This is a genomic window from Vibrio nigripulchritudo, from assembly GCF_027924785.1.
Lineage (GTDB): Bacteria > Pseudomonadota > Gammaproteobacteria > Enterobacterales > Vibrionaceae > Vibrio > Vibrio nigripulchritudo.
Map to the genome: position 1 here is coordinate 563126 of NZ_AP027050.1, position 20723 is coordinate 583848.

A 20723-nucleotide genomic window follows, 5' to 3' on the forward strand; every position below is an offset into this window, starting at 1 on the left:
TCGAATTAGATACATAACGAATGACATGGATTCCCCTTTGAAGACTGCCACACTGAGGCAGCATCGATTTAGCGAAAAATCACTTTAGCATCCATGTCGTTGACTCCAACGAGAAAGTCAATTTCCAAAAAACTCGTCACTCGCCCTAAGCTGCTGACTACCATAGCAAATATGCCACCTATGCGTATAGGATTAGAAGCGTGTAGCGGCGCGGATTTGTGAACGAAATACATACGGTTTAAATGAGGTTAACCGATAAATGTCTAGTGCCCCAACTAAGAGCCGTTGGCTGCGCTGAGACCGCAATAAGAGAGCCGCTATATGTGTTTGTCGTAAGCCATGCTTAATGACCGAAATGACAAAACGAAGTAGATGACTTTGTTGTTCGAGGTGGATTGGCTGCTGTCGCAGCCAATAGAATGTTATTGCCTATTGACAGGCGGAAGGCTCATATGTGTTAGGTGCCATATTACCTATATGACAAAATCCACCTTTTCTAATTCTTCATTGATGTTATTTACAGTCTCAATCTGGAAAGGCGTTTTTATATTAAGCCTATCATTTGCTGATAAATCCTTAGGAACAAGTCGATCAATCATTACTTTATATGAGTTATTTTTAATATATGGTATTCTTAACCTCTTATATTCAAAGCTGCTTTCACTTTCAAATATTTGCGGTGGATTTTCAAGATATAAACTCAAATTATCCTCCAAACCACTTATATCCTTATACAGCTTAACCCATGCAATATGCTTTTCTTTTCTTGTTTTATCATCCAATGAACTTAATAGAGGAATAGTATCGCTAGTAAAATATCTTAATAAAACCTTCTCATCGCATACAGGAACACCATCAACATTAAACCCGACATACATTCGACCACTATTTATTATAACTCTAACAAATTTATATTCATTATCGCATTGGTAATTCCAATTTAACTTATCGAAAACATCTTTTAAATTTCTCTCAAGAAATTTTGTTTTTCTTATTACTTGATTTGATGCTTTTTTTAATGTTCCTATTGTTCGATATTGAGAGATATCAGAGTCTGTAGTTACAATTGACTTAGCCTCACCAACCAATATCAAATCTCCGACTCTCAATAACAAATCTATTTCTTCTTCTTCTCCATTAACCTTTATTCTACGGGAAACAGCATTATCAAAATCAGAAATATATTTATTTTTTCCTAATGCTTCATTTAGATTGTCAATAATGACTTTCTCATAGGTTGTTCCTTTGTCTTGAAGCTCAACCCCCAAACTTACCAACCAATGTTCTACCAACCTTACTATTACAGGTGTAATAAGTGAACTAGTAAGAATACTGTAGTATTTGTCAGATATTGATATAAGCGGGTGACACCATAAATCTTCGTTTTTACCAGCTTTAAATTCAATAAACCTCAATATTATTCTTGTTTTCTCGAAGCTAAAACCAGTTGCAGATTTAATTGCATTACACAAATCTATTTTGTTAATTCTAGGACAAAACTCATATAATTTATTTAAGTTATAAACACTATCATCCTCAGGGTATTTCCTAGTATAAATAATTGAAAGTAACATTAAATGTCGAAATACTTCCAATGCATCATATATGCTAAACCCATTTTCAAATTCAGATTTTAATGCATCTTCATTAAACTCATTGGTTAAGAAGATCTTTTTAGTTTGCCAATCAGAGTTATAAGCTGCTATTTCATCATCAGAGTTAAGTATAGTTAATATCTTTAGTTTGTTTTTACGCCCTACTTTCGACATTGATATATATTTATTTTTTTCATAAAAGGCTTGAATCCTTGGGTTTGATGAAATTGCCGCAGATTGAGCACCTAACCTAGACTTTCTGATATGACTGACAAGTGAACCAACTTCACTCTCGTTTTTGGGTTGCTTAATCACATAAATTTTTTCTTCTTTACTTAATTCAATCAATTCATAATCAGACCACAAAATAGCTTGCCAATAGCTTTCGTACATACCGTACAATTGAGACAAACTGGATTCAACTTCGATAAATTTAAGTTTATCAATTGGATTACTACCACATTTAAGAGTTTTTGATTTATTAATACGATCTTTACAAAAATAAATAGCTTTCGCTACTCCATCAACAGCACCGTCCGAAATCTCTTGGAGAGTTATCTCATTTCCAACTTTATTTTTAGAACTAGTAATACTATGTAAGTTAACATTTTCTGTTGTACTTTTTGACGATATAGCTCTATCTCTATTGGATAATGAAATGTAAGCCATTAGAAGCTTTTCATTAGTAATGTTAGGGGTTTCTTTTTTATAAGCGCTAGCTAGTTTAACTCTTATTTCTGATAATAAGCTGTCAATTATGACCCCAGCCTTGTATATTTTCTCATCTCTTTCACTAGCAGTATTTTTCAGTTTACTCCAACTTTCGTTCCATTTATTTAAACAAAAGTTTTTTTGAGTTGGTGTTTTAATTCGTTCTCTCTTTATTTCTTCAAAAAATTGACCCATTACATATTACCCTAATTTTTAATTCTTACCACGAAGGCACCTAACGATTAGCTAAGTGGCTAACAAACCTGCCACCTCGCTCAATTAAAACACCTTAAACACACAACCAAACCAAGCTGAAAAGGCCAAGCGTTTGTTAGTCCGTCTTTAGCGCCTTGTTATACATATATTTTATAGCGCTAATAATCTAATAACTGCTGAACAAACCGCAAAGGATTAGCTAAAACAAATGACCATACTAGCAGTGAGAATCCAGTCACCTGTGTATACGGAACTGATATGGCGTCGAAATATTGTGGCAGTAACCCTATAGCCCCAAGTGGCATACAAAACATCCCCACGTAAGTTCGAAACTCACTGACATAGACCTCAGCAAAGGAAATCAACAACAAGAGCAATGACGCTAACATTATGCCAACTACAAAAAGCGGAACATAAATTTCCCAGAAGCCCATCTTTGGATGCAATAACGGTGAAAGCTCGGAAAATAGAGCACTAATGAACACGGGGATGAATATTTTCGAAGACAAATCATCAATTGCTTTAGCATAAATTGTTCCGAAAGTTTCCATTTTACCTCCATATGTATAAACGCCCAGTTAAGTAGCCAAAAACATACAAATGCTGTTTCTGCAAACTACCCTAAACACAAAACTCACCGCAAACTAAAAATGCCATGCGTTTTTGGTCTGCTTGAACTGTTTGTTATAAGGCATACCTAACTACTGCATGCCCCAAACCACTCTTTGCATCATAGCCACACCAAATTTCTCCCCATGGGAATTTTCCGGTTCTGTAGCCTAGCCCATATAATAACTTTTCGGTGGCTTTAGCTCTTAGGCTTTCTTTAGCTTCACTAAATTCACTCCAACCACCACCATACTTTTCTTTGTTTGAGATAGATATATTTAAGCTTTGTAACTTTTTATTAAAGAAACATAGATTGAAAATTGTAGACTCACCATTAATTTCAAAAGGTGGAAGTGTATACCATATATACCCATTTTTAATATCATGTACTTTCACATCAGGAATTATTGAAACATCAGATTCCAACAATTCAGAGCTAATAGTAATGCTATTATTTATGTAGAACGTAAACACCTTCGCGATCCCCATTGCCTTATAACGCCCGCTTAACTTGCTGCCAATTGCCCCAAACCTGAACAGACAACCGTAATCACAAAAGCCAAACCGAAGTAAAAATGCCATAGGTTGGCAGTCAGGTTGAAGCGATTGTTATGCGGTGGTACTCAGAAGATACCTGACGTACGATGACGCCTAGGCTGTGGAACATAGTCACTGTCCCTATAATATTGATTACAGCTCCGGCATTGCCAATGACCCACGCCTCCTGTACTTTGCAAACGCACAAAAATATTGTCTACATCTTTGCATTTCTGGCAAAACGGACCGTCTCGCTCATCCCCATCTACAAGCCAATAATATGGAGCCTCGTATATTTTTGAGCGACGTTCCACCAACTGATCTTGCAAATCTTTTATCTCCTCATCCTTTTCAATAATCACAGATTGGATATCAGCAAGTTCCATTTTTGCCTCTGCAAGCGCTGAAACTAGCTCGGCAAGTTGGAAGCGTATTTCAGCTTTTTCTAGACTATCGCTACTTGTTTTAATCACTTTTGCAAGATCATGGGCGGTTTTTATACTTCCCAATACTGCACTAATTGTTGCTATATCTGCCACGTAATTCCCCCAATCGCATAACGCCCAATTAAGTAGTGAGCAACGCTACCACTTAACCAGAACATTGTGCCCTAATCACTAAAGCTGATTCAAACCAAAAATGCCAAGCGTTGCGAATCTGCTTAAATTGTTTGTTAGTTGCCTACCCAATGGCTTTACTTTGAAATTCATCGAGACTTTGAAAACACCGCCTTTTTGTACTTTAAAGCAACTAAGTCAGGCGCAGTTTCAAAGCGACTGCCACTGAAACCACTTGGAATTCAGAGCGCCGTAGAAAACGGACTTCAAACACCAAGGAACACTTTTGGGGAGACTAACCAACAGAGCAGACTTTCAACGAGCGGCTTAGCTTCTGAAACAGAAAGTCCAACCGCCCCCCAAACAAAGCACAATTTTAACAAACCCTATAAGCTAGAAAATGAAGTGCAAAAACTAGCAAAACACACGCTGACATTAGCCCTAAACTTGCTGATTTAGTTACTTTTCCTAATTGGCAACTAACAATTATTATCAGACAAAATGTCCACATAATTCATCCACAAGCGCCTACTTCGCCTCGTAGATTTTTGTTTCAGGCTAGCACATAACATTATGTAATACATGGAGTTATTGTGGATTCGAACAGGAAGCTGGTCACAAGAATGTAAGGCGTTTTAAAACAAAGTGGACATTGCGCGTTATTTAATCAGCCTGTGCGTAAAAACAGTGCTGGTGCACCAAATGAAAAAAGTCTCTTTTTATTGAACGCGCAAGAACCGTAGTTATTTTTCCTCTTGTCCCGAGTTCATGGTTAAGAGTTCAATAAGCGCTTCGACTGCCAGCCCCATATCTTCATCAGAAGTAAATTCGGCAGGGTTGTGACTTAGCCCATTCTCACTGCGAACAAACAACATACCCATGGGAACTAAATCGGCCATGGCGGAAGCATCGTGTGTTGCGCCGGAGGGCAGGGTGAACGAAGGCTGGCCAATATTCGTCAGCGCGGTTTGCAATCTTGATTGAAGTTCTCCCGAACAGGGTTGCGCGACCTGTTGGTAGGTTTTTTCTGTAGTGACCTGCAATGAACGTTCTTTTGCGAGCTGGGCAGCGTATCGGTGAATATGCTCTCCAGCCTCTGTTCGCGTTGCGTCGTCGGGGGAGCGTATCTCAACACTAAAAGCCGCGTGGCTGGGTACGGCATTAACCACATTAGGTTCGACATGTAACCGACCAACGGTAGCTTTGAGATCCGCGGTTTGCCGCGCATAGGATTCAGCTTCAGCAATAACATGGGCAGCGGCACTCAACGCGTCTTTCCTTAGCTCCATTGGGCAGGTGCCAGCGTGGGCAGATTCACCGACGAATTGGATCTCATGCCGCTCAATACCGCAGATTGCACTCACCACACCGAGTGCCAGGTTATTGGATTCGAGGACCGGTCCCTGTTCAATATGCACTTCTAAATAACCTAATAGGTCTTTTGGATCTCGGGTAAGCAAGTCTAAACCTTTGCCTGATAAACCAAACTGAATCATGGCTTCACGAATGCTGATGCCTTGCGCATCTTTAAGATCAAGCACAGAAGTATCTAGAGTACCTGCCAGTGCTCTTGGTCCGATTAGTGCTGTAGGGAATCGAACGCCTTCTTCGTCGGCAAAGGCCATGATCTCAACAGAAAAAGGGAGTTCGACCTTTTGTGAAAGAATCTCTTCCATTGCAATTATCGGTAACACAACGCCCATGATCCCGTCGTACCTGCCGCCTTTTCTAATCGAATCCTGATGAGAACCAAACAACAGGGTTTTAGAAGAAACCGGGCTGTTATAGCGACCAATCAAGGTGCCCGCGTTGTCTAGTGTTACCTCTAATCCGGCTTGCTCCATCCAAAGCGTAAGCTGATCAATGGCTTGTTGGTGTTCGCTGGTGAAGGGGCGGCGGGTCACTCCTTCTTGGGTCTCTGAATATTCTGCCAGTTGGGTTAACCAGTCTTGTGCTTTGGTGCCGTAATTTTTCATGAATGGTTCTCTGGTTTTAGATGGGTAGGAACGGATGTTAACCACTGCTGATATTGCGGGTCACAGGTTTTGGCGTAGAGGTTTTGCAGCGCTTTAACAGGAGCTTCGCTGTCGTCAATACGAAGTGAGAGCGGCGGCTTATCTGGGGAAACAACGAGTAGAGCTGCGGATTGCAACCCTCGTATGTCTCCTCCGGCACATTCCCCCATGGCAAGGCTGTGCAGCAAGCGCTCAATAAAGGGCAGGGTTGAAGACTGGGCGAACTCGACCATCCGAGACAGCACCTCTTCACCGGTTAACAGGTTTCCTGCTGCTACCCCGTGGTCAAACTGAATATTGCCTCGGTATTGGGTGTTTTGAGATCCAGTGAATACCGCAGTCTGCCCATGAACGTTCAAAGCCGCGAGTTGTCTGTGCTCTTTTCCAATATCGGGCATTACTACCTTGTCGAGCGCGTTTTCTGGGGATAACCCTTTTTTCATCAGTGTCAGCACATTTTCACCCCACAATGTGCTTGGGTCCGAACCCTGAGAGGCTGAAATACCACTCAAAGGATCCGCCCTTAAAACCCAGCCCCCAACGCATAAGTTGCCGGTCGCTGCCACACCACCGAGCATATTGCTATTGGGATCTTTCATCAGCAATGAAAAGGTCATCTGCCATCCTCTTTCCTATGCTTATTAATCTAAGCAATAGATATCTTCGTAATGTATTTATCATAATAAATGCTTGCGACATTATATTTATCATGATAAATCTGTTTAAACAATAGCCAGGAAGAGTAAAAAACACACAAAGGAAGGAGATGACACAATGAACGTGTTCCACCGACTATTTACAATTTGCGTATTGGTAATGGGAATAGTACTCCCTACAGCGCAAGCTCAAACTCCGCCTAACGTGCTGATTGTTGGGCAGATAGCGGAACCAAAAAGTTTGGATCCACATGCAGTGACAGCCGTGAATGATTTCCGGATTCTGATGAACGTCTACGACGGTTTAGTACGCTACAAAAGCGGAACGTTAGAAGTAGAACCTGCACTGGCAACGAGCTGGACAATCAGTGAGGATGGCAAAACGTACACCTTTACGTTACGCGATGGGGTGAAGTTTCACGATGGCAGTACTTTTAATGCTGAAGCGGTGAAATTTAACTTTGATCGTATGCTGGATGAGAAACATCCGTACCACAATACAGGACCATTTCCGCTTTCTTTCTTCTTTTCTGCCATCGAAAACGTTAAGGCAGTGGACAGCAAAACCGTTGAGTTTACCCTTAACGCGCCTTACGCCCCTTTCTTGTCGAACCTTGCGTATCCTACAGGGTTGATTGTTTCTCCTGATGCAGTAAAAAAACACCAGAAAGACTTTGGACGTCACCCTTCGGGCACTGGCGCATTTAAGTTTGCTGAGTGGGAATCCAATGCCAAAGTCGTGGTGGTCAGAAATGATGACTACTGGGGAGACAAAGCCAAGCTTGAAGCGGTTGTTTTCCGCCCAATTACCGATGCCAACACCCGTGTTGCGGAAATGCTGGCGGGTAGCTTAGACATCATGGTTGAAGTGCCGCCTAACGCATTGGCTGAATTCAATTCCGACCGTTTTGCTGTGAAGCAACAAGCCGGACCGCACGTCTGGTTCCTTATTCTGAATGCAAAAGAAGGGCCATTTGCAGATAAACGCGTTCGTCAGGCGGCAAACTACGCCATCAATAAGAAGGCGTTGGTAGACAATGTTCTGGAAGGAACGGCAGAAGTGGCAGCGGGTCCGACACCTCCTGCATTTGCCTGGGCATACAATGAATCGCTAGAGCCTTATCCATACAACCCTGAAAAAGCGAAAGCTCTTCTGAAAGAAGCGGGTGTAGAAGGGGCGAAACTGACGTTTTATGTGACCGAAGGGGGCTCGGGTATGCTGGATCCTATTCCAATGGGAACCGCAATTCAGGCAGACTTAAAAGCCGTTGGTCTGGATGTCAGTATTGAAACCTACGAGTGGAATACGTTCTTAGGCAAAGTGAACCCAGGTCTTGAAGGCAAAGCAGACATGGCGGAAATGGCCTGGATGACCAACGATCCGGATACTTTGCCTTACTTAGCACTTCGCACTCAGGCGTGGCCAGATAAAGGCGGGTTCAACTCCGGATACTATTCAAACCCAGAAGTGGATAAATTGCTGAATGCGGCACGAGAGTCCACGGATCAGGCTGAGCGCGCCAAACTGTACAAAGAAATGCAAAAAATTGTGCAAGAAGACGCTCCATGGGTTTTCGTTGCCAACTGGAAGCAAAATGCCGTCACCAGTTCGTCGGTGAACGATTTTGCTTTGCAACCGTCTTTCTTCCTACTTTTGAATAACGTCAGCAAGTAATTCACTTACTGCGTTATTCACTGACTAAGCTTATTGTAGCCGGAGCCAATGCTCCGGCGCTGATTTCCCTTATACCAATGGAGTAATGGTATGGGTCAATACCTGCTGCACAGGCTGATTTCCTCAGTGCCCGTTTTGTTGGGCATCACAGTGATCGTGTTCCTGATTATGTCTCTGATTCCCGGCGATCCTGCTACCGCCATATTAGGGTCGTACGCAACACCTGAAAATGTACAAAAACTGAATCAGGAACTTGGGCTCGATAAAAGCCTGATAGAGCAATATTTTATCTGGATTTCTAACCTGCTACAGGGGGATCTGGGGCGCTCGTACTCGTTGAATCGACCGGTATTGGATGAGGTGTTAGAACGTTTCAATGCCACTTTAATTCTGGCTGGAACCAGTTTTGTTCTGTGCGCGTTTTTTGGTGTGGTGGTTGGTGTTATCTCCGCGGCGCGTCAGTTTTCGTTCACCGACAGACTGACTACATTCGTCGTCTTGCTTGGCATTTCTATTCCTTCATTTTTCCTAGGCATGATGATGATTCTGCTGTTTGCGATTCAGCTTCGCTGGTTCCCAGTGTCTGGCATGTTTGCAATTTATGGCGGGGGCGACCTGCCCGATCTTATTTCTCACTTGGCGATGCCTTCACTGGCCTTGGCTTCTGTTGCCACAGGGGTGATTGCGCGCTTGGCTCGTTCAGCCATGCTGGAAGTCCTTAGGCTGGATTATATACGCACAGCCAGAGCGAAAGGGGTCAGTGAACGTTCGGTGATTTGGAAGCACGCCCTGAAAAGCGCCATGGTTTCGATTGTTCCTGTGCTGGGCATTCAGGCTGGGTTTGTTATCTCAGGGGCAGTTTACATCGAGATGGTGTTTCAGTGGCCGGGAATCGGGCGCATGTTGGTGAACGGCATTTTGCAGCGAGACATTCTGTTAGTGCAGGGCGGCGTTGTGTTTGTCGCCGTGTGTTACGTGTTATTCAATATATTGGTGGATATCCTACAAAGCCTGCTAGACCCGAGGATTCGTTCATGAAGCTGTTTTTTTCGTTATTGCTCAGGAACCCTCTGACCGCCATTGCACTCATTGTTTTTGGTTTCTTGATACTGCTGGTTTGCCTGACGCCTTGGTTAGGTCTTCAGGATCCGGATGCCACTAATACGGCGAACAAGTTTTTGCCCGTGTTTTCTCCCAATCATTTTTTAGGAACCGATCATCTGGGGCGCGATCTTTTCTCTCGTCTGATGTGGGGAACGCAGCTCAGCCTGCTGGTGGGTATCTCTGCATCCATTGGTGCGGCGGTGATTGGATCCGCGATTGGTATTGTTGCCGGTTACTTTGGTGGTCGGGTCGATAACCTGTTTATGCGGACTGTCGACATGCTTATGGCGTTTCCTTACATTCTTCTTGCCCTGGCGATTGTGGCTGCACTAGGACCGGGTTTGATGAACGCGCTGATTGCTGTTGTTGCCGTCAACATTCCCTTTTTTGCCCGAAACATTCGTGGGGTGACCGTAGGCATTGCTCATAAAGAGTTTATTGATGCAGCGCGTTTGGCGGGCATGTCTCACCTCAAAATTATCCTGTTTGAAGTGCTGCCCAACGTGATTCCAATTATTGTGGTGGCGATGTCGACCACCATCGGATGGATGATTCTTGAAACGGCCGGGCTTTCTTTTCTTGGTTTAGGTTCTCAACCTCCTCAGGCGGATTTAGGTTCCATGCTGGGGGAAGCGCGTAATGCCTTGATCTCATATCCACATGCCAGTGTTGTGCCCGGGCTGATGATTTTTCTTATCGTTATATGCGTGAACTTACTTGGTGACGGAATCCGCGATGCTCTTGATCCGCGTTTGAAATCCGGGGCTTTGTCGCGCCCTGCGGCAGCAACCAAAGTGAACCTGGAAGAACCGAATTCAGCCACGCCCGGCCAACCGCAAGATGCACTGCTTTCTGTGTCGGGGTTACACACGCGCTTTTACATCGGGCAACGAGTGTACAAAGCCAGCAATGGGGTGTCTTTTCACATAAAGGCAGGGGAATGTCTGGGTATAGTGGGGGAGAGCGGTTCAGGTAAGTCGGTTACTGCACTCTCTATTATGGGGCTGATTCCTTCGCCACCCGGTGTGATCACTGGTGGGTCTATCCAGATGGGAGGGGAAGAACTGATTGGCATGCCATACCCGCGTTTGCGACAACTTCGCGGCGACAAAGTGGCGTATATTTTCCAGGATCCTCTGTCCACTTTGCATCCGTTACTGAAAATTGGAGAACAGTTGACCGAGGCGATTCTCGTTCACCACTCCATTTCGAAATCACAAGCCAGAAAGAAAGCCATCGACCTGATGGAAGCGGTACATATCCCCAACGCAGCGGAGCGCATTAACGCCTACCCTCATGAGTTGTCTGGTGGTATGCGACAGCGCATTGCCATTGCTATGGCGTTGATTAACGACCCTGAACTGATCATTGCAGACGAGCCAACCACAGCTTTGGATGTGACGGTACAGGGGCAGATACTGGCGCTGCTTGATGAATTAAGGCGCGAACGTGGTGTCGCGATTTTGTTCATCACCCACGATTTTGGTGTGGTTTCACAGCTGTGCGATCGGGTTGCCGTGATGTATGCAGGTGAGATCGTAGAAGAGGGCAGTACTCAGAACGTCTTGGCTTCGCCAAAGCACCCGTATACCCATCGGCTTATCCAATGTGTACCTGAATTGGGGCGGGGGAAAACACAATTGCATGCGATAGAAGGGTTACCTCCACTCACCAGCGATTTACCGATTGGCTGTAATTTCGCTGCCCGTTGCAGCAAAGCCACCGAAACTTGTCGGCAGCAATCACCGAAAGAAGAACGATCATCGGATCGATTTGTTCGCTGTCACTTCCCAGAGGGTTCCCAAGCATGAGCACGATATTAAACATACAGTCCCTATCGAAAACTTACTGGGTATCGGCGGGATGGTTCAATCGCAGTAAAAAAGGCGTTAAGGCGCTCAATAATCTCTCTTTAGTGGTCGAGAAAGGCGAAACATTAGGGATCGTCGGCGAGTCTGGTTGCGGGAAATCGACCCTCGCCAGAATGCTGGTGGGGTTACTGGAGCCGAGTGAAGGGCAACTCTCGTTTGAAAATGAACCGTCGAACTCGGGTGGTCAGCTCGGGCAGCACATTCAATATGTTTTTCAGGATCCTATTAGTTCACTGAATCCGCGAAGAACCATTCAAGCTTCCATGGAAGCACCATTAAAAGCGTTGCATCAATTGCCTAAAACTGAACGGGAAGAGCGAATCAGAGAAGCCTTTAATCAAGTGAGTTTGCGCGAAGAGTTTTTAGAGCGTTATCCCCATGAGTTTTCGGGTGGGCAGGCACAGAGGATCGGAATTGCACGAGCACTGGTCGCCAAACCCGAGATATTGGTTCTTGATGAGCCTGTTTCCGCGCTTGATGTGTCGGTTCAGGCACAGGTGCTGAACCTTTTGGCGGACATCAAGGAAGAAAATAACCTGACGTATCTGTTTATCAGCCATGATTTAGCGGTGGTTGAAGCGGTCAGTGATCGGGTTGCGGTGATGTATTTTGGATCATTAGTCGAGCTGGGTCGCGCAGAACAGATTTTCAAATCACCCAAACACCCTTACACTAAGTTGCTAGCGGAAAGTGCTCCGGTTGTAGGACGTGCAATTCAGGTTCCTGATAAAGACGCTGAATTGCCCGATCCACTTAACCCTCCGAAAGGGTGTGCCTTTGCTTCCCGTTGCCCCAATGCCAGTCACCAATGCATGGAAAGCGTTCCGAAATTGAATGAGCTAGAAGGAAATCAGTTTGTCGCGTGCTACCACCCCGTTTACCAGTAACAATCTGAATCAAGAGAATACCGCGAAATTAAGACGCCCTTATCGCGCTGCTGAAGCCATTAAACAGTGGATAGTGGAACACGGGTTGCAGCCGGGCGATCCTCTTCCGCAGGAGCATGTCTTGATAGAGATGTTCAAAATGTCGAAGGGCACCATTCGCGAGACCATGCGTATTCTGGAAGTGCAGGGGCTTATCCGTACTCGTACCGGTCCTAAAGGTGGCGCGTTTGTGAATGCGGTTTCCGAACCGCTGGCGAGTAACCTTCTCAGCAATTATTTCTATTTCCAAAACCTTTCTCTTTCTGATATTTACCAGCTTCGTCGTACTCTGGAGCCTGAACTCGCGGCGTCCCTAGCGGGCAAGCTGAGTGAAATCGATTTAGATCGGCTAGAAAACATCATCAACAAATACGCAGAACCCGCAAAAACGCTAGAAGAAGAACGTGACCACCATGTCGATTCGCTGCAATTTCACATCGCATTGGCAGAGTTAGCAGACAACCCATTGTTAGGTTTTGTGATTCGGTTTATGAGCAGGATGCTGACGGATATGACGGTGACTCGCGAGCTGTATAACCCACCAAATATCGAGCTATGGGAGAAAGGGACAGCTTATCAACTCAAGTTGATCGAGGCGTTAAAATCCGGGGATGCAAAAGAGGCAAGAGAAATCATGGCAGAACACATGGTAATGGCACAAGAGAGAATGGAAGAGCAGGAAGTGGAGTTATCAAAGCGCTTTTTGCCACCCGTAGGACATGCGTGATGCAGCATGAGTGGGTTGATATCCATTTGTGTTTAAATTGTATTACAGCACCGCTTTGTACCTGTAAGCTTTCCGGTTTGCCTAATAAATGAGAATTATTGAAAAATATATCAATAATGAATCTATTTTCCGTTCCTAATTACCCACAATTTGAATAAGACTATAGCTATGCCTTACTCGGTGGGGAAAGAAGATGTACCTCAAGAACAACAAAGTCGCTCATTTAGAAGCGTCGGTCAGAAGAAAGCTCATCAACTTGATTCTGGTTTTAGGCAGCATTTACAGCATATTTGGATTGATTGCACTCGCTGTCCGCACCTGGAACTTCGGTTTCAACAGCTCATTGATAGTTAACTTTATTTTGATGTGCTGGCTGCTCTTTATCACCATCCGTCGACACAAAATCCGAACCCGCAGAAAAGCCATTTATATCGTCATGATCCTTTTCATTAATTTTGCGATAGGGTTTGTGTCAATCGGACCGATGGCAGGCAGTATTCTGTTGTTTCCATTATCGATATTTGTAGTTTCCATGTGCTTCAGGCAAAGCTGGACGAACCGCTATATTGCCGTGATCTCGCTGTTTTGTATTGGTGTTGCTGTCGCCTTCATTACCGACTTTCTAACGCCCAAAATTCTGGTTGCCGATCTGTTGCACAGCCCGGCACACTGGGCTGGTTATGTAATCTGTATGATGATGTTTTTCAGCATAACCAGCTACTCGCTGTACAAGTATCGGGATGCAACCCGACGCCTGATCCACGAACTGCAACTCCAGCGGGACTATATTCAGTGGCAGGCGAGTCATGATGACCTGACCCAGTTGCCTACCTACAAATTAATGCGAGAGCTTTACTATCAGGCGTTAAAACGCAACAAAAACACCAAATATCAGGTTGGGTTGCTGTTTCTGGATTTGAACAAATTTAAAGAGGTCAATGATACCTACGGGCATGATGCAGGTGATCATTGCTTGAGGATCACCGCAGAAAGACTAAAAACCGCCATCAAGCATGATGGGTTTGTCAGCCGGATCGGCGGAGATGAGTTTATCGTGGTACTTGAACAAGTGCGTGAAAAGCAGGATGTTCAGGCACTCACCGACAGAATTCATACCTTGATGCGTGAACCAATCATGCACGATGGTCATTGCTACGTCGTCGGTGTTAGCGTAGGGGCAGCCATCGCACCAGAAAATGGGCAAGACTTAGAAAGGGTGAAAAAAGCGGCGGATCAGGCGATGTATCAGGCCAAACTGTCGAACCAGCCCCAGTGCATTTTTGCCACATAGCGATACGCATCTGAATTGGAATAAAAGCTGGTGAATCACTCACCAGCTAATCTGTCTTGTTGCCCCCAAAATTCAGCAAACTCATTCAGAGTCATGCCTGCTTTGTTTCGCAGATTCGGATCGCATTCATGACCGTAAAGTGTCTTAGCAATCGAAAATTCCCCCTTAATGAGAGCACCCATAATGGCAGTGTTTCCCCGTTTATCCTGAATACAGGAATCGGCTCCGTGTGCCAGCAAAGTATCTACGATATCGGACTGACCATGATACGCCGCGACCATAAGTGCGGTGTAACTTTGGGGGTTGGTTTGATTTATGGGGAATCCGGCATTGAGAAAGGTTTTTATCACGTCGGATTCACCGGTTCTGGCAGCGGCAAAGAAGTAGCGAATAAGCGAGCTTTGCTGCTGTGCAAGTGATTCGGATGACGAAGCCTGCGGCTGGCTGGCATAAGCCAGTGAGCAAGTGAACAACAGACTTGCGAATGAGGCAAAGATGGATACGTAAATGGATTTCATGACGACCTCCGGTATTTGAGGTGCCCGTACACCACCACTCTAATTGGCAGAAAAGAGCAGGGGAAGTGGCGCACGGGGCTTGGATATTTAATTTTTAATTACATATTTGCGAACTACATGCTTGCGAACTACATGTTTGCGAACTTAGTCACCTTCGCCATGTCGCCTTTGACTGCGCTGGTAATGGCTTTACCGAAGTCTTCATCAGCACGGTAGAAGTGGCTAAGCATGATGTGCTTGATTTCATCATCGGCTACTTTGCCCAAATCGCCCGCCAGATTAGTCACCAGGTCTTCCTGTTCCTGTGGTGACAAGCTTCGATACAACACACCTGCCTGGAAGAAGTTACGCGGATTGCTGATCGCCTGCTGTTGCACTGTGCCATTCAACGGAGTGCGAACCGCTCTGAACTTGGTATCTTCCGCCAGATCTAGCTTGCGGCTAGGCTGATAGTTGATATCGGAAGTGGTGTTACCAAAGTTGGATGCGCCCTCTTGGTTGTGATTACGCACTTCCACTTTCGGACGGTTCACATGGAATTGAGAGTGGTTTGCGCCTAAGCGATAAATTTGCGTATCGGCATAAGAGAAGATGCGACCTTGCAGCAAACGGTCTTCCGAAGGCTCAATGCCCGGAATTAAGTTAGAAGGTGCAAAAGCGGATTGCTCGGTTTCCTGAAAGAAGTTATCTGGCACACGGTTAAGTGTCATGGTCCCGACTTTCTGATCCGCAACGTCTAGCCACATTTTGGTGGCGTCTAAGCCGTTGTAATCGAGCTTCATCAGAGCTTCAGGCGTCAGAACTTTTACGTAAAGATCCCATTTAGGAAAGTTGCCTTTATTGATTTCCTGATAGAGATCGTTGGTCAGGTGGTTAAAGTCTTTACCCTGAGTTTCTACTACTTCATGAGGGCGTAAACCTTGTGTTCCCTGCTGGCTCTTCCATTGGAATTTAACGTATTTCACGTCACCCGATTCGTTGATCCACTTAAAGGCGTGTACACCAAAACCGTCCATTTTTCGGTAGCTGGCAGGTACACCAATGTTCGAATACACCCAGGTAAGCATATGGGTTGACCCTGGCTCATGGCTGAAAAAATCGAAGAATCGATTCGGGTCTTGCACGTTAGAAATAGGGGACGGCTTCAGTGAGTGAACCATGTCCGGGAACTTAATCGCATCACGAATAAAGAACACAGGCAGGTTATTCCCTACCAGATCCCAGTTACCCTGATCAGTATAAAATTTTGTGGCAAACCCACGCGGGTCGCGCAGAGTCTCGGGAGATCCCTTAGGATGAACGACGGTAGAAAAACGCACAAATACCTGCGTTTTCTTGCCTTTTTCTGCAAACGGCGCAGCAATGGTGAGATCGGAATAATCCCCACTAGAAACAAATTCACCATGAACACCTGTTCCTCTGGCATGCACAACACGCTCAGGGATTCGCTCACGGGCAAATCTTTGAAGTTTCTGAATTAAATGCACATCCTGCAGCAGCACGCTGCCCATAGGACCTGCCGTAATCGAATTTTGGTTATCTCCAACTGGTGCGCCGTTGTCACGTGTCATTGTTGTACTGTGTGCACTAAACGTAACGCCCATTGATAAGATAAGTAAGCTTTTGACGACCTGCATATTTGCTTCCTTTATATACAAGATTCAAAGCTCTTTTCTGCCAACAAGCAGTATAGGGTTTTTATATTTCTGATTGGAAATAGGTTTTTTCTATAAAATCAATTGGTGATTTCTATTAAAACGTTTTCTGTGCAACTTGGGAGGAATATCAATATCAGGCAGGCGAAAATCACTATAGCGTAAATTTCACGCAATTGACACATTAATCAAAAAGGATGTGAAACGAATTAGTTTCAGTCGCTAAAATTCAATAAAACCACGTTAAATGGTGGGAAATTCAATGCAACGTTGATTAACGTGCAGAAAACGATCATAAATTTGTCATGTTCAATTTTTACTCTTGTCCGCAGTTTTTATATGGGTTTGAAGTGAATATGAACATCAAAGATGTCGCTCAGCTTGCGAACGTGTCCACCACTACAGTGTCTCGATACCTGAATAAGCCAGAGTTGGTCGCACCAGATGCGTCAGAACGTATCGCCAAGGTCATTGAGCTGACGGGCTACTCTCCAAGAAAGCAATTCAGCGGAGTTAAACTCAACACCAATCCCACTATAGGGTTGATGATCCCCAGCCTGAATAACCCGGTGTTTGCGGAAATTGCGTCTGCCATTCAGTCTAAAGCTCGGTTCTACGGATACTCCACCCTCATCATTGATACTCAATACCAGAGTGAGCTCGAAAAGCTGGCCATTATCACTCTGTTGCGCCAACGGGTTGCCGGAGTGTTGCTCACGGTATCTTCGACACAGAACAACGAAGCGCTCTCTCTGCTGCGAGAGTTTGGCTTTCCTTATTGCTTGCTACATAACCAAAGTGAGTCGGAAGAAGCGTGCGTTTACGTCGACAACTATCAGGCGAGCCGAGAAGTCGCTTTTGCCCTGCATAAAAAAGGTCATACCAACTTTGGTGTTGTCACTATGGATTTTTCTGCCTCTGATCGCGGCAAAGCAAGATTCGCGGGTTATACCGATGCTTTGAAGGACCTTGGTTACGACATCAGCCAGATCACCCATGTGGAACTGCCTCCAAACAGACATGCCCCAGACATTCATGAAGACAGCTTTTGCCCTAACAGTAATGTGACCGCGTGGTTTTGCACCAATGACCTGCTGGCACTGCGCACGTTGAAGGCTCTTCGCAAGCAGGGAGCAAAAATTCCGGAAGACGTGAGTGTTGTTGGTTTTGACGGAATGGCACTGGGAATGCTGTATCACCCACAATTAGCCACGGTTTCGGTTCCATACCAAAAGATGGGAGAAGTTGCCGTGGACTTACTGCTGAATGAACGCATTGCCCACAACCGGACGAGGCAGATCAGCAGACAGATTGAAGTAGGTCATCAACTGATGATGACTGGAACGGTGGCGTAAGCGCTACAGGAAAACTTAACTTTTACATCAAGGAGTGAAACCCATGTTACTTAAGTCGATTGCCGGGCTTAGCCTGGTTGCAATCACCTTCGCTGCTTCTGTGCAGCCAGTGCTTGCCTCAGACGCCACCTGCTACAACTGCCCGCCAGAGTGGGCTAACTGGGGTGGTCAGCTTAAACAAATCAAAAAGGAGCTGAATATATCGGTTCCGATGGATAACAAAAACTCAGGTCAGACGCTCTCTCAGCTGATTGCTGAGAAAAACAGCCCAGTTGCCGACGTGGCTTATTACGGTGTCTCTTTTGGCATCAAAGCCGCAGAGCAAGATGTCGTCACCGGTTATAAGCCAAAGAGCTGGGACCAGATCCCGGCTGGCTTAAAAGATCCGGATGGCAAATGGTTCGCCATTCATTCAGGGACTCTGGGTTTTTTCGTGAATAAAGATGCTCTGGAAGGAAAGCCAGTACCTGAATCCTGGGCTGATTTGCTTAAGTCTGATTATCGTGGAATGGTGGGGTATCTTGACCCTACCAGTGCGTTTGTTGGTTACGCGGGTGCAGTAGCCGTAAACCGCGCAATGGGAGGCGATTTGTCGAACTTTGACCCGGCGATCGAATACTTTGCCAAGTTGAAGAAAAACAAACCGATTGTGCCTAAGCAAACTTCTTACGCGCGTGTGCTTTCTGGTGAGATCCCAATTCTCCTCGATTTTGACTTCAATGCTTACCGAGCCAAGTACAAAGACCACGCCAATATTGAGTTTGTCATCCCTAAAGAAGGGTCTTTGGTGGTGCCTTATGTGATGAGCCAGGTGAAGAATTCCCCAAATCCGGAGAATGGGAAAAAGATTCTGGACTTTGTTCTCTCAGATAAAGGTCAGAAGGTGTGGGCACAGGCTTTCTTAAGACCTGTTGTGGCGTCGGCTATGGATGAGGAAACCAAGAAGAAATTCTTGCCTGAGAGTGACTATGCTCGTGCCACAGCCATTGATTTTGCCAGCATGGCAGGTGCGCAGACGGGATTTGCTCAGCGTTACCTGAAAGAAGTGAAGTAACCGGACTGGGCGGCAGTATCACTGTCGCCTCTGTTTGAGTGAGATATGAATAAGTACCTAATTTTGATTCTTCCTGCTGTGGTCATTAGCCTGGCGTTTTTCGTTTTGCCTGTTGCTCAGCTGTTTGCTCTGTCTGAGCCCATGAATTACCTCGCCATTATAACCAACGAACAGTACTACCTGAGTTTGTGGTCCACCGTGGTACTTGCTGTTGTGGTAACCCTTTTAACACTGGTGATCGCTATTGTTTGTGGCTTGTTTCTGACTCGGCATGAATTTTTCGGTAAGCGTTTCCTGATTGCGATGATCAGCTTTCCTCTGGCATTCCCCGGTGTTGTTATTGGCTTTTTCGTCATCATGCTGGCAGGCAGACAAGGGTTGTTTGCCCAATTGGGGCTATGGATAGAAGGCGAACGATGGACGTTTGCCTATTCTATTGCCGGTCTGTTTGTTGGTTATCTCTACTTTTCCATTCCTCGGGTAGTGCTTACGGTGATGGTCGCGGCTGAAAAGCTGGATTACAGCTTAATGGAGGCTGCTCGTTCACTCGGTGCAGGTCCGTTAAGAACGTTCAGAGACGTGACATTGCCCGCTTTGGTTCCGGGTTTGATTTCCTCTGGTTCACTTTGTTTTGCAACTTCCATGGGGGCTTTTGGCACCGCTTTTACATTGGCAACAGATCTGAATGTGCTGCCAATGACCATCTATACCGAGTTCACGCTCAGTGCCAATCTTCCTATGGCGGCGGCGCTCAGCATTGTGTTAGGTGCGGTGACCTGGCTTTGTCTGATTGTTGCTAAGCGCTATGGCATGGCTGCTGTCAGTATGGGGGCATAACAATGAAGCGAAACTACACGTTTTATCTGCCTCTTGCTTTTACCATTCTGGTTTGTGCGTTCTTGTTGATTCCAGTGATCATGTCGGTTCTGGCTGGTCTCACCAACAACTATTTTGTTGGTCTCAAAAGCGGTCTGACTCTTCGGTGGGTCATCGAAGTATGGACGCTTTACGCAGACACATTATGGCTGACTCTGCTGGTGGCAGTGGCGTCTGTCGTGTTCAACCTGATTGCGGGAATCCCTCTGGCTTACTACCTTGCTGCCCACCAGTCCCGGCTATCGGAAATACTGCAAGAGCTGATTACTCTGCCGATTGCCGTCCCGGGTTTAGCGATCTCTATCGGGCTTATCACAACTTATGGGCACTTTTCTGACTTCCGATCTAGCTGGATGTTCATTCTGACAGGACACGTGATTTTCACGTTGCCTTTTATGGTCAATGCCATTCTTGCCGCGCTCAAGAGCATAGATTTTAAAGTGCTGGAAGAGGGTGCTGCCAGTCTGGGAGCCAGTTTTTGGAGGCGGTTTGTCGATATCATCGTGCCCAACTGTATGACAGGCATTGTCAGCGGCACCCTTATGACGCTGACGCTTTCTATTGGTGAATTCAATCTTACCTGGATGCTGCATACACCGCTGACCAAGACTCTGCCTGTCGGTTTAGCTGATGCTTACGCTTCCATGCGTCTAGAGATTGGTTCTGCCTATACCCTGATATTTCTTTTGCTTTTACTTCCTCTCCTGATTGCCACTCAACTTCTAAAGCGCAGTCAGAAATCGCCAACTGTTACTGACCCTATGTAAGGAGCTGT

The 20723-nt window shown here is 45.4% G+C and carries 18 protein-coding genes and 1 pseudogene; 11 read left to right on the forward strand and 8 right to left on the reverse strand.

From position 1 onward, the window contains the following. Window positions 1-62: 62 nt before the first annotated feature. Window positions 63-213: pseudogene (locus QMG91_RS20905) on the forward strand (IS110 family transposase); the annotation flags it as partial. A gap of 260 nt (window positions 214-473) precedes the next feature. Here QMG91_RS20905 and QMG91_RS20910 read toward each other — a convergent pair. The 6 genes from QMG91_RS20910 to QMG91_RS20935 form a co-directional block, all read right to left on the reverse strand. After that, entirely contained in the window at window positions 474-2501 is a 2028-nt protein-coding gene (locus QMG91_RS20910; protein WP_281870338.1) for a hypothetical protein, read from the reverse strand. 179 nt (window positions 2502-2680) lie between these two features. Continuing rightward, window positions 2681-3073, reverse strand: coding sequence for a hypothetical protein (locus tag QMG91_RS20915; RefSeq protein ID WP_281831918.1), 393 nt, complete (start codon window positions 3071-3073; stop codon window positions 2681-2683). A gap of 133 nt (window positions 3074-3206) precedes the next feature. Then, window positions 3207-3605: a hypothetical protein gene (locus QMG91_RS20920; protein WP_281831919.1), complete on the reverse strand. Its 399-nt coding sequence runs from the start codon at window positions 3603-3605 to the stop codon at window positions 3207-3209. 149 nt (window positions 3606-3754) lie between these two features. Beyond that, entirely contained in the window at window positions 3755-4207 is a 453-nt protein-coding gene (locus QMG91_RS20925) for a hypothetical protein (protein ID WP_281831920.1), read from the reverse strand. Between the two features lie 761 nt (window positions 4208-4968). Next, window positions 4969-6201, reverse strand: a complete 1233-nt coding sequence (locus QMG91_RS20930) for a M20 family metallo-hydrolase (protein ID WP_281831922.1) — start codon at window positions 6199-6201, stop codon at window positions 4969-4971. Then, entirely contained in the window at window positions 6198-6857 is a 660-nt protein-coding gene (locus tag QMG91_RS20935) for a DUF1028 domain-containing protein (protein WP_281831923.1), read from the reverse strand. Before QMG91_RS20935 ends, QMG91_RS20930 begins: the two co-directional genes overlap by 4 nt. Before the next feature lie 157 nt (window positions 6858-7014). Here QMG91_RS20935 and QMG91_RS20940 point away from each other — a divergent pair, with 157 nt between their 5' ends. From QMG91_RS20940 to QMG91_RS20965, 6 genes are all read left to right on the forward strand, one after another. Continuing rightward, entirely contained in the window at window positions 7015-8571 is a 1557-nt protein-coding gene (locus QMG91_RS20940) for an ABC transporter substrate-binding protein (protein WP_281831924.1), read from the forward strand. 90 nt (window positions 8572-8661) lie between these two features. Beyond that, on the forward strand, window positions 8662-9609 hold the full coding sequence (locus QMG91_RS20945; RefSeq protein WP_281831926.1) for an ABC transporter permease: 948 nt from the start codon (window positions 8662-8664) through the stop codon (window positions 9607-9609). Further along, window positions 9606-11486, forward strand: a complete 1881-nt coding sequence (locus QMG91_RS20950) for a dipeptide/oligopeptide/nickel ABC transporter permease/ATP-binding protein (RefSeq protein ID WP_281831927.1) — start codon at window positions 9606-9608, stop codon at window positions 11484-11486. Before QMG91_RS20945 ends, QMG91_RS20950 begins: the two co-directional genes overlap by 4 nt. Continuing rightward, window positions 11483-12433, forward strand: a complete 951-nt coding sequence (locus QMG91_RS20955) for an ABC transporter ATP-binding protein (protein WP_281831928.1) — start codon at window positions 11483-11485, stop codon at window positions 12431-12433. Before QMG91_RS20950 ends, QMG91_RS20955 begins: the two co-directional genes overlap by 4 nt. Next, a complete protein-coding gene (locus tag QMG91_RS20960) occupies window positions 12402-13199 on the forward strand; it encodes a FadR/GntR family transcriptional regulator (protein ID WP_281831929.1) in 798 nt (265 codons plus the stop codon). Before QMG91_RS20955 ends, QMG91_RS20960 begins: the two co-directional genes overlap by 32 nt. A 193-nt stretch (window positions 13200-13392) precedes the next feature. Continuing rightward, the gene (locus tag QMG91_RS20965; protein WP_281831931.1) at window positions 13393-14490 is read left to right on the forward strand and encodes a GGDEF domain-containing protein; all 1098 of its coding nucleotides are present in this window, start codon (window positions 13393-13395) and stop codon (window positions 14488-14490) included. 35 nt (window positions 14491-14525) lie between these two features. Here QMG91_RS20965 and QMG91_RS20970 read toward each other — a convergent pair whose 3' ends face one another. Together QMG91_RS20970 and QMG91_RS20975 are read right to left on the reverse strand one after the other, a co-directional pair. Beyond that, window positions 14526-15008 carry an ankyrin repeat domain-containing protein gene (locus QMG91_RS20970; RefSeq protein WP_004409390.1) on the reverse strand — a complete coding sequence of 161 codons (483 nt, stop codon included), beginning with the start codon at window positions 15006-15008 and terminating at the stop codon, window positions 14526-14528. Between the two features lie 128 nt (window positions 15009-15136). Next, window positions 15137-16645: a catalase gene (locus QMG91_RS20975; protein WP_281831933.1), complete on the reverse strand. Its 1509-nt coding sequence runs from the start codon at window positions 16643-16645 to the stop codon at window positions 15137-15139. Between the two features lie 374 nt (window positions 16646-17019). On the opposite strand from QMG91_RS20975, the gene QMG91_RS20980 reads away from it, so the two are divergent. Genes QMG91_RS20980 through QMG91_RS20995 form a run of 4 tightly spaced genes read left to right on the forward strand, consistent with a single transcriptional unit; the run spans window position 17020 to window position 20715 of the window. Further along, window positions 17020-18018, forward strand: a complete 999-nt coding sequence (locus QMG91_RS20980) for a LacI family DNA-binding transcriptional regulator (RefSeq protein WP_281831935.1) — start codon at window positions 17020-17022, stop codon at window positions 18016-18018. Between the two features lie 43 nt (window positions 18019-18061). Continuing rightward, a complete protein-coding gene (locus QMG91_RS20985; protein WP_281831937.1) occupies window positions 18062-19072 on the forward strand; it encodes an ABC transporter substrate-binding protein in 1011 nt (336 codons plus the stop codon). A gap of 45 nt (window positions 19073-19117) precedes the next feature. Next, on the forward strand, window positions 19118-19909 hold the full coding sequence (locus QMG91_RS20990) for an ABC transporter permease (RefSeq protein WP_022610676.1): 792 nt from the start codon (window positions 19118-19120) through the stop codon (window positions 19907-19909). A gap of 2 nt (window positions 19910-19911) precedes the next feature. Then, the gene (locus QMG91_RS20995) at window positions 19912-20715 is read left to right on the forward strand and encodes an ABC transporter permease (RefSeq protein WP_281831939.1); all 804 of its coding nucleotides are present in this window, start codon (window positions 19912-19914) and stop codon (window positions 20713-20715) included. The last annotated feature ends 8 nt before the right edge of the window (window positions 20716-20723 follow it).

What these genes read in the sequence shown, in the direction of transcription:
- QMG91_RS20980 (WP_281831935.1), top strand. Translation starts at nt 17,020, where the DNA reads ATGAACATCAAAGATGTCGCTCAGCTTGCGAACGTGTCCACCACTACA.
- QMG91_RS20930 (WP_281831922.1), bottom strand. Translation starts at nt 6,201, where the DNA reads ATGAAAAATTACGGCACCAAAGCACAAGACTGGTTAACCCAACTGGCA.
- QMG91_RS20975 (WP_281831933.1), bottom strand. Translation starts at nt 16,645, where the DNA reads ATGCAGGTCGTCAAAAGCTTACTTATCTTATCAATGGGCGTTACGTTT.
- QMG91_RS20910 (WP_281870338.1), bottom strand. Translation starts at nt 2,501, where the DNA reads ATGGGTCAATTTTTTGAAGAAATAAAGAGAGAACGAATTAAAACACCA.
- QMG91_RS20965 (WP_281831931.1), top strand. Translation starts at nt 13,393, where the DNA reads ATGTACCTCAAGAACAACAAAGTCGCTCATTTAGAAGCGTCGGTCAGA.
- QMG91_RS20950 (WP_281831927.1), top strand. Translation starts at nt 9,606, where the DNA reads ATGAAGCTGTTTTTTTCGTTATTGCTCAGGAACCCTCTGACCGCCATT.
- QMG91_RS20945 (WP_281831926.1), top strand. Translation starts at nt 8,662, where the DNA reads ATGGGTCAATACCTGCTGCACAGGCTGATTTCCTCAGTGCCCGTTTTG.
- QMG91_RS20995 (WP_281831939.1), top strand. Translation starts at nt 19,912, where the DNA reads ATGAAGCGAAACTACACGTTTTATCTGCCTCTTGCTTTTACCATTCTG.
- QMG91_RS20935 (WP_281831923.1), bottom strand. Translation starts at nt 6,857, where the DNA reads ATGACCTTTTCATTGCTGATGAAAGATCCCAATAGCAATATGCTCGGT.
- QMG91_RS20955 (WP_281831928.1), top strand. Translation starts at nt 11,483, where the DNA reads ATGAGCACGATATTAAACATACAGTCCCTATCGAAAACTTACTGGGTA.
- QMG91_RS20915 (WP_281831918.1), bottom strand. Translation starts at nt 3,073, where the DNA reads ATGGAAACTTTCGGAACAATTTATGCTAAAGCAATTGATGATTTGTCT.
- QMG91_RS20970 (WP_004409390.1), bottom strand. Translation starts at nt 15,008, where the DNA reads ATGAAATCCATTTACGTATCCATCTTTGCCTCATTCGCAAGTCTGTTG.
- QMG91_RS20940 (WP_281831924.1), top strand. Translation starts at nt 7,015, where the DNA reads ATGAACGTGTTCCACCGACTATTTACAATTTGCGTATTGGTAATGGGA.
- QMG91_RS20985 (WP_281831937.1), top strand. Translation starts at nt 18,062, where the DNA reads ATGTTACTTAAGTCGATTGCCGGGCTTAGCCTGGTTGCAATCACCTTC.
- QMG91_RS20990 (WP_022610676.1), top strand. Translation starts at nt 19,118, where the DNA reads ATGAATAAGTACCTAATTTTGATTCTTCCTGCTGTGGTCATTAGCCTG.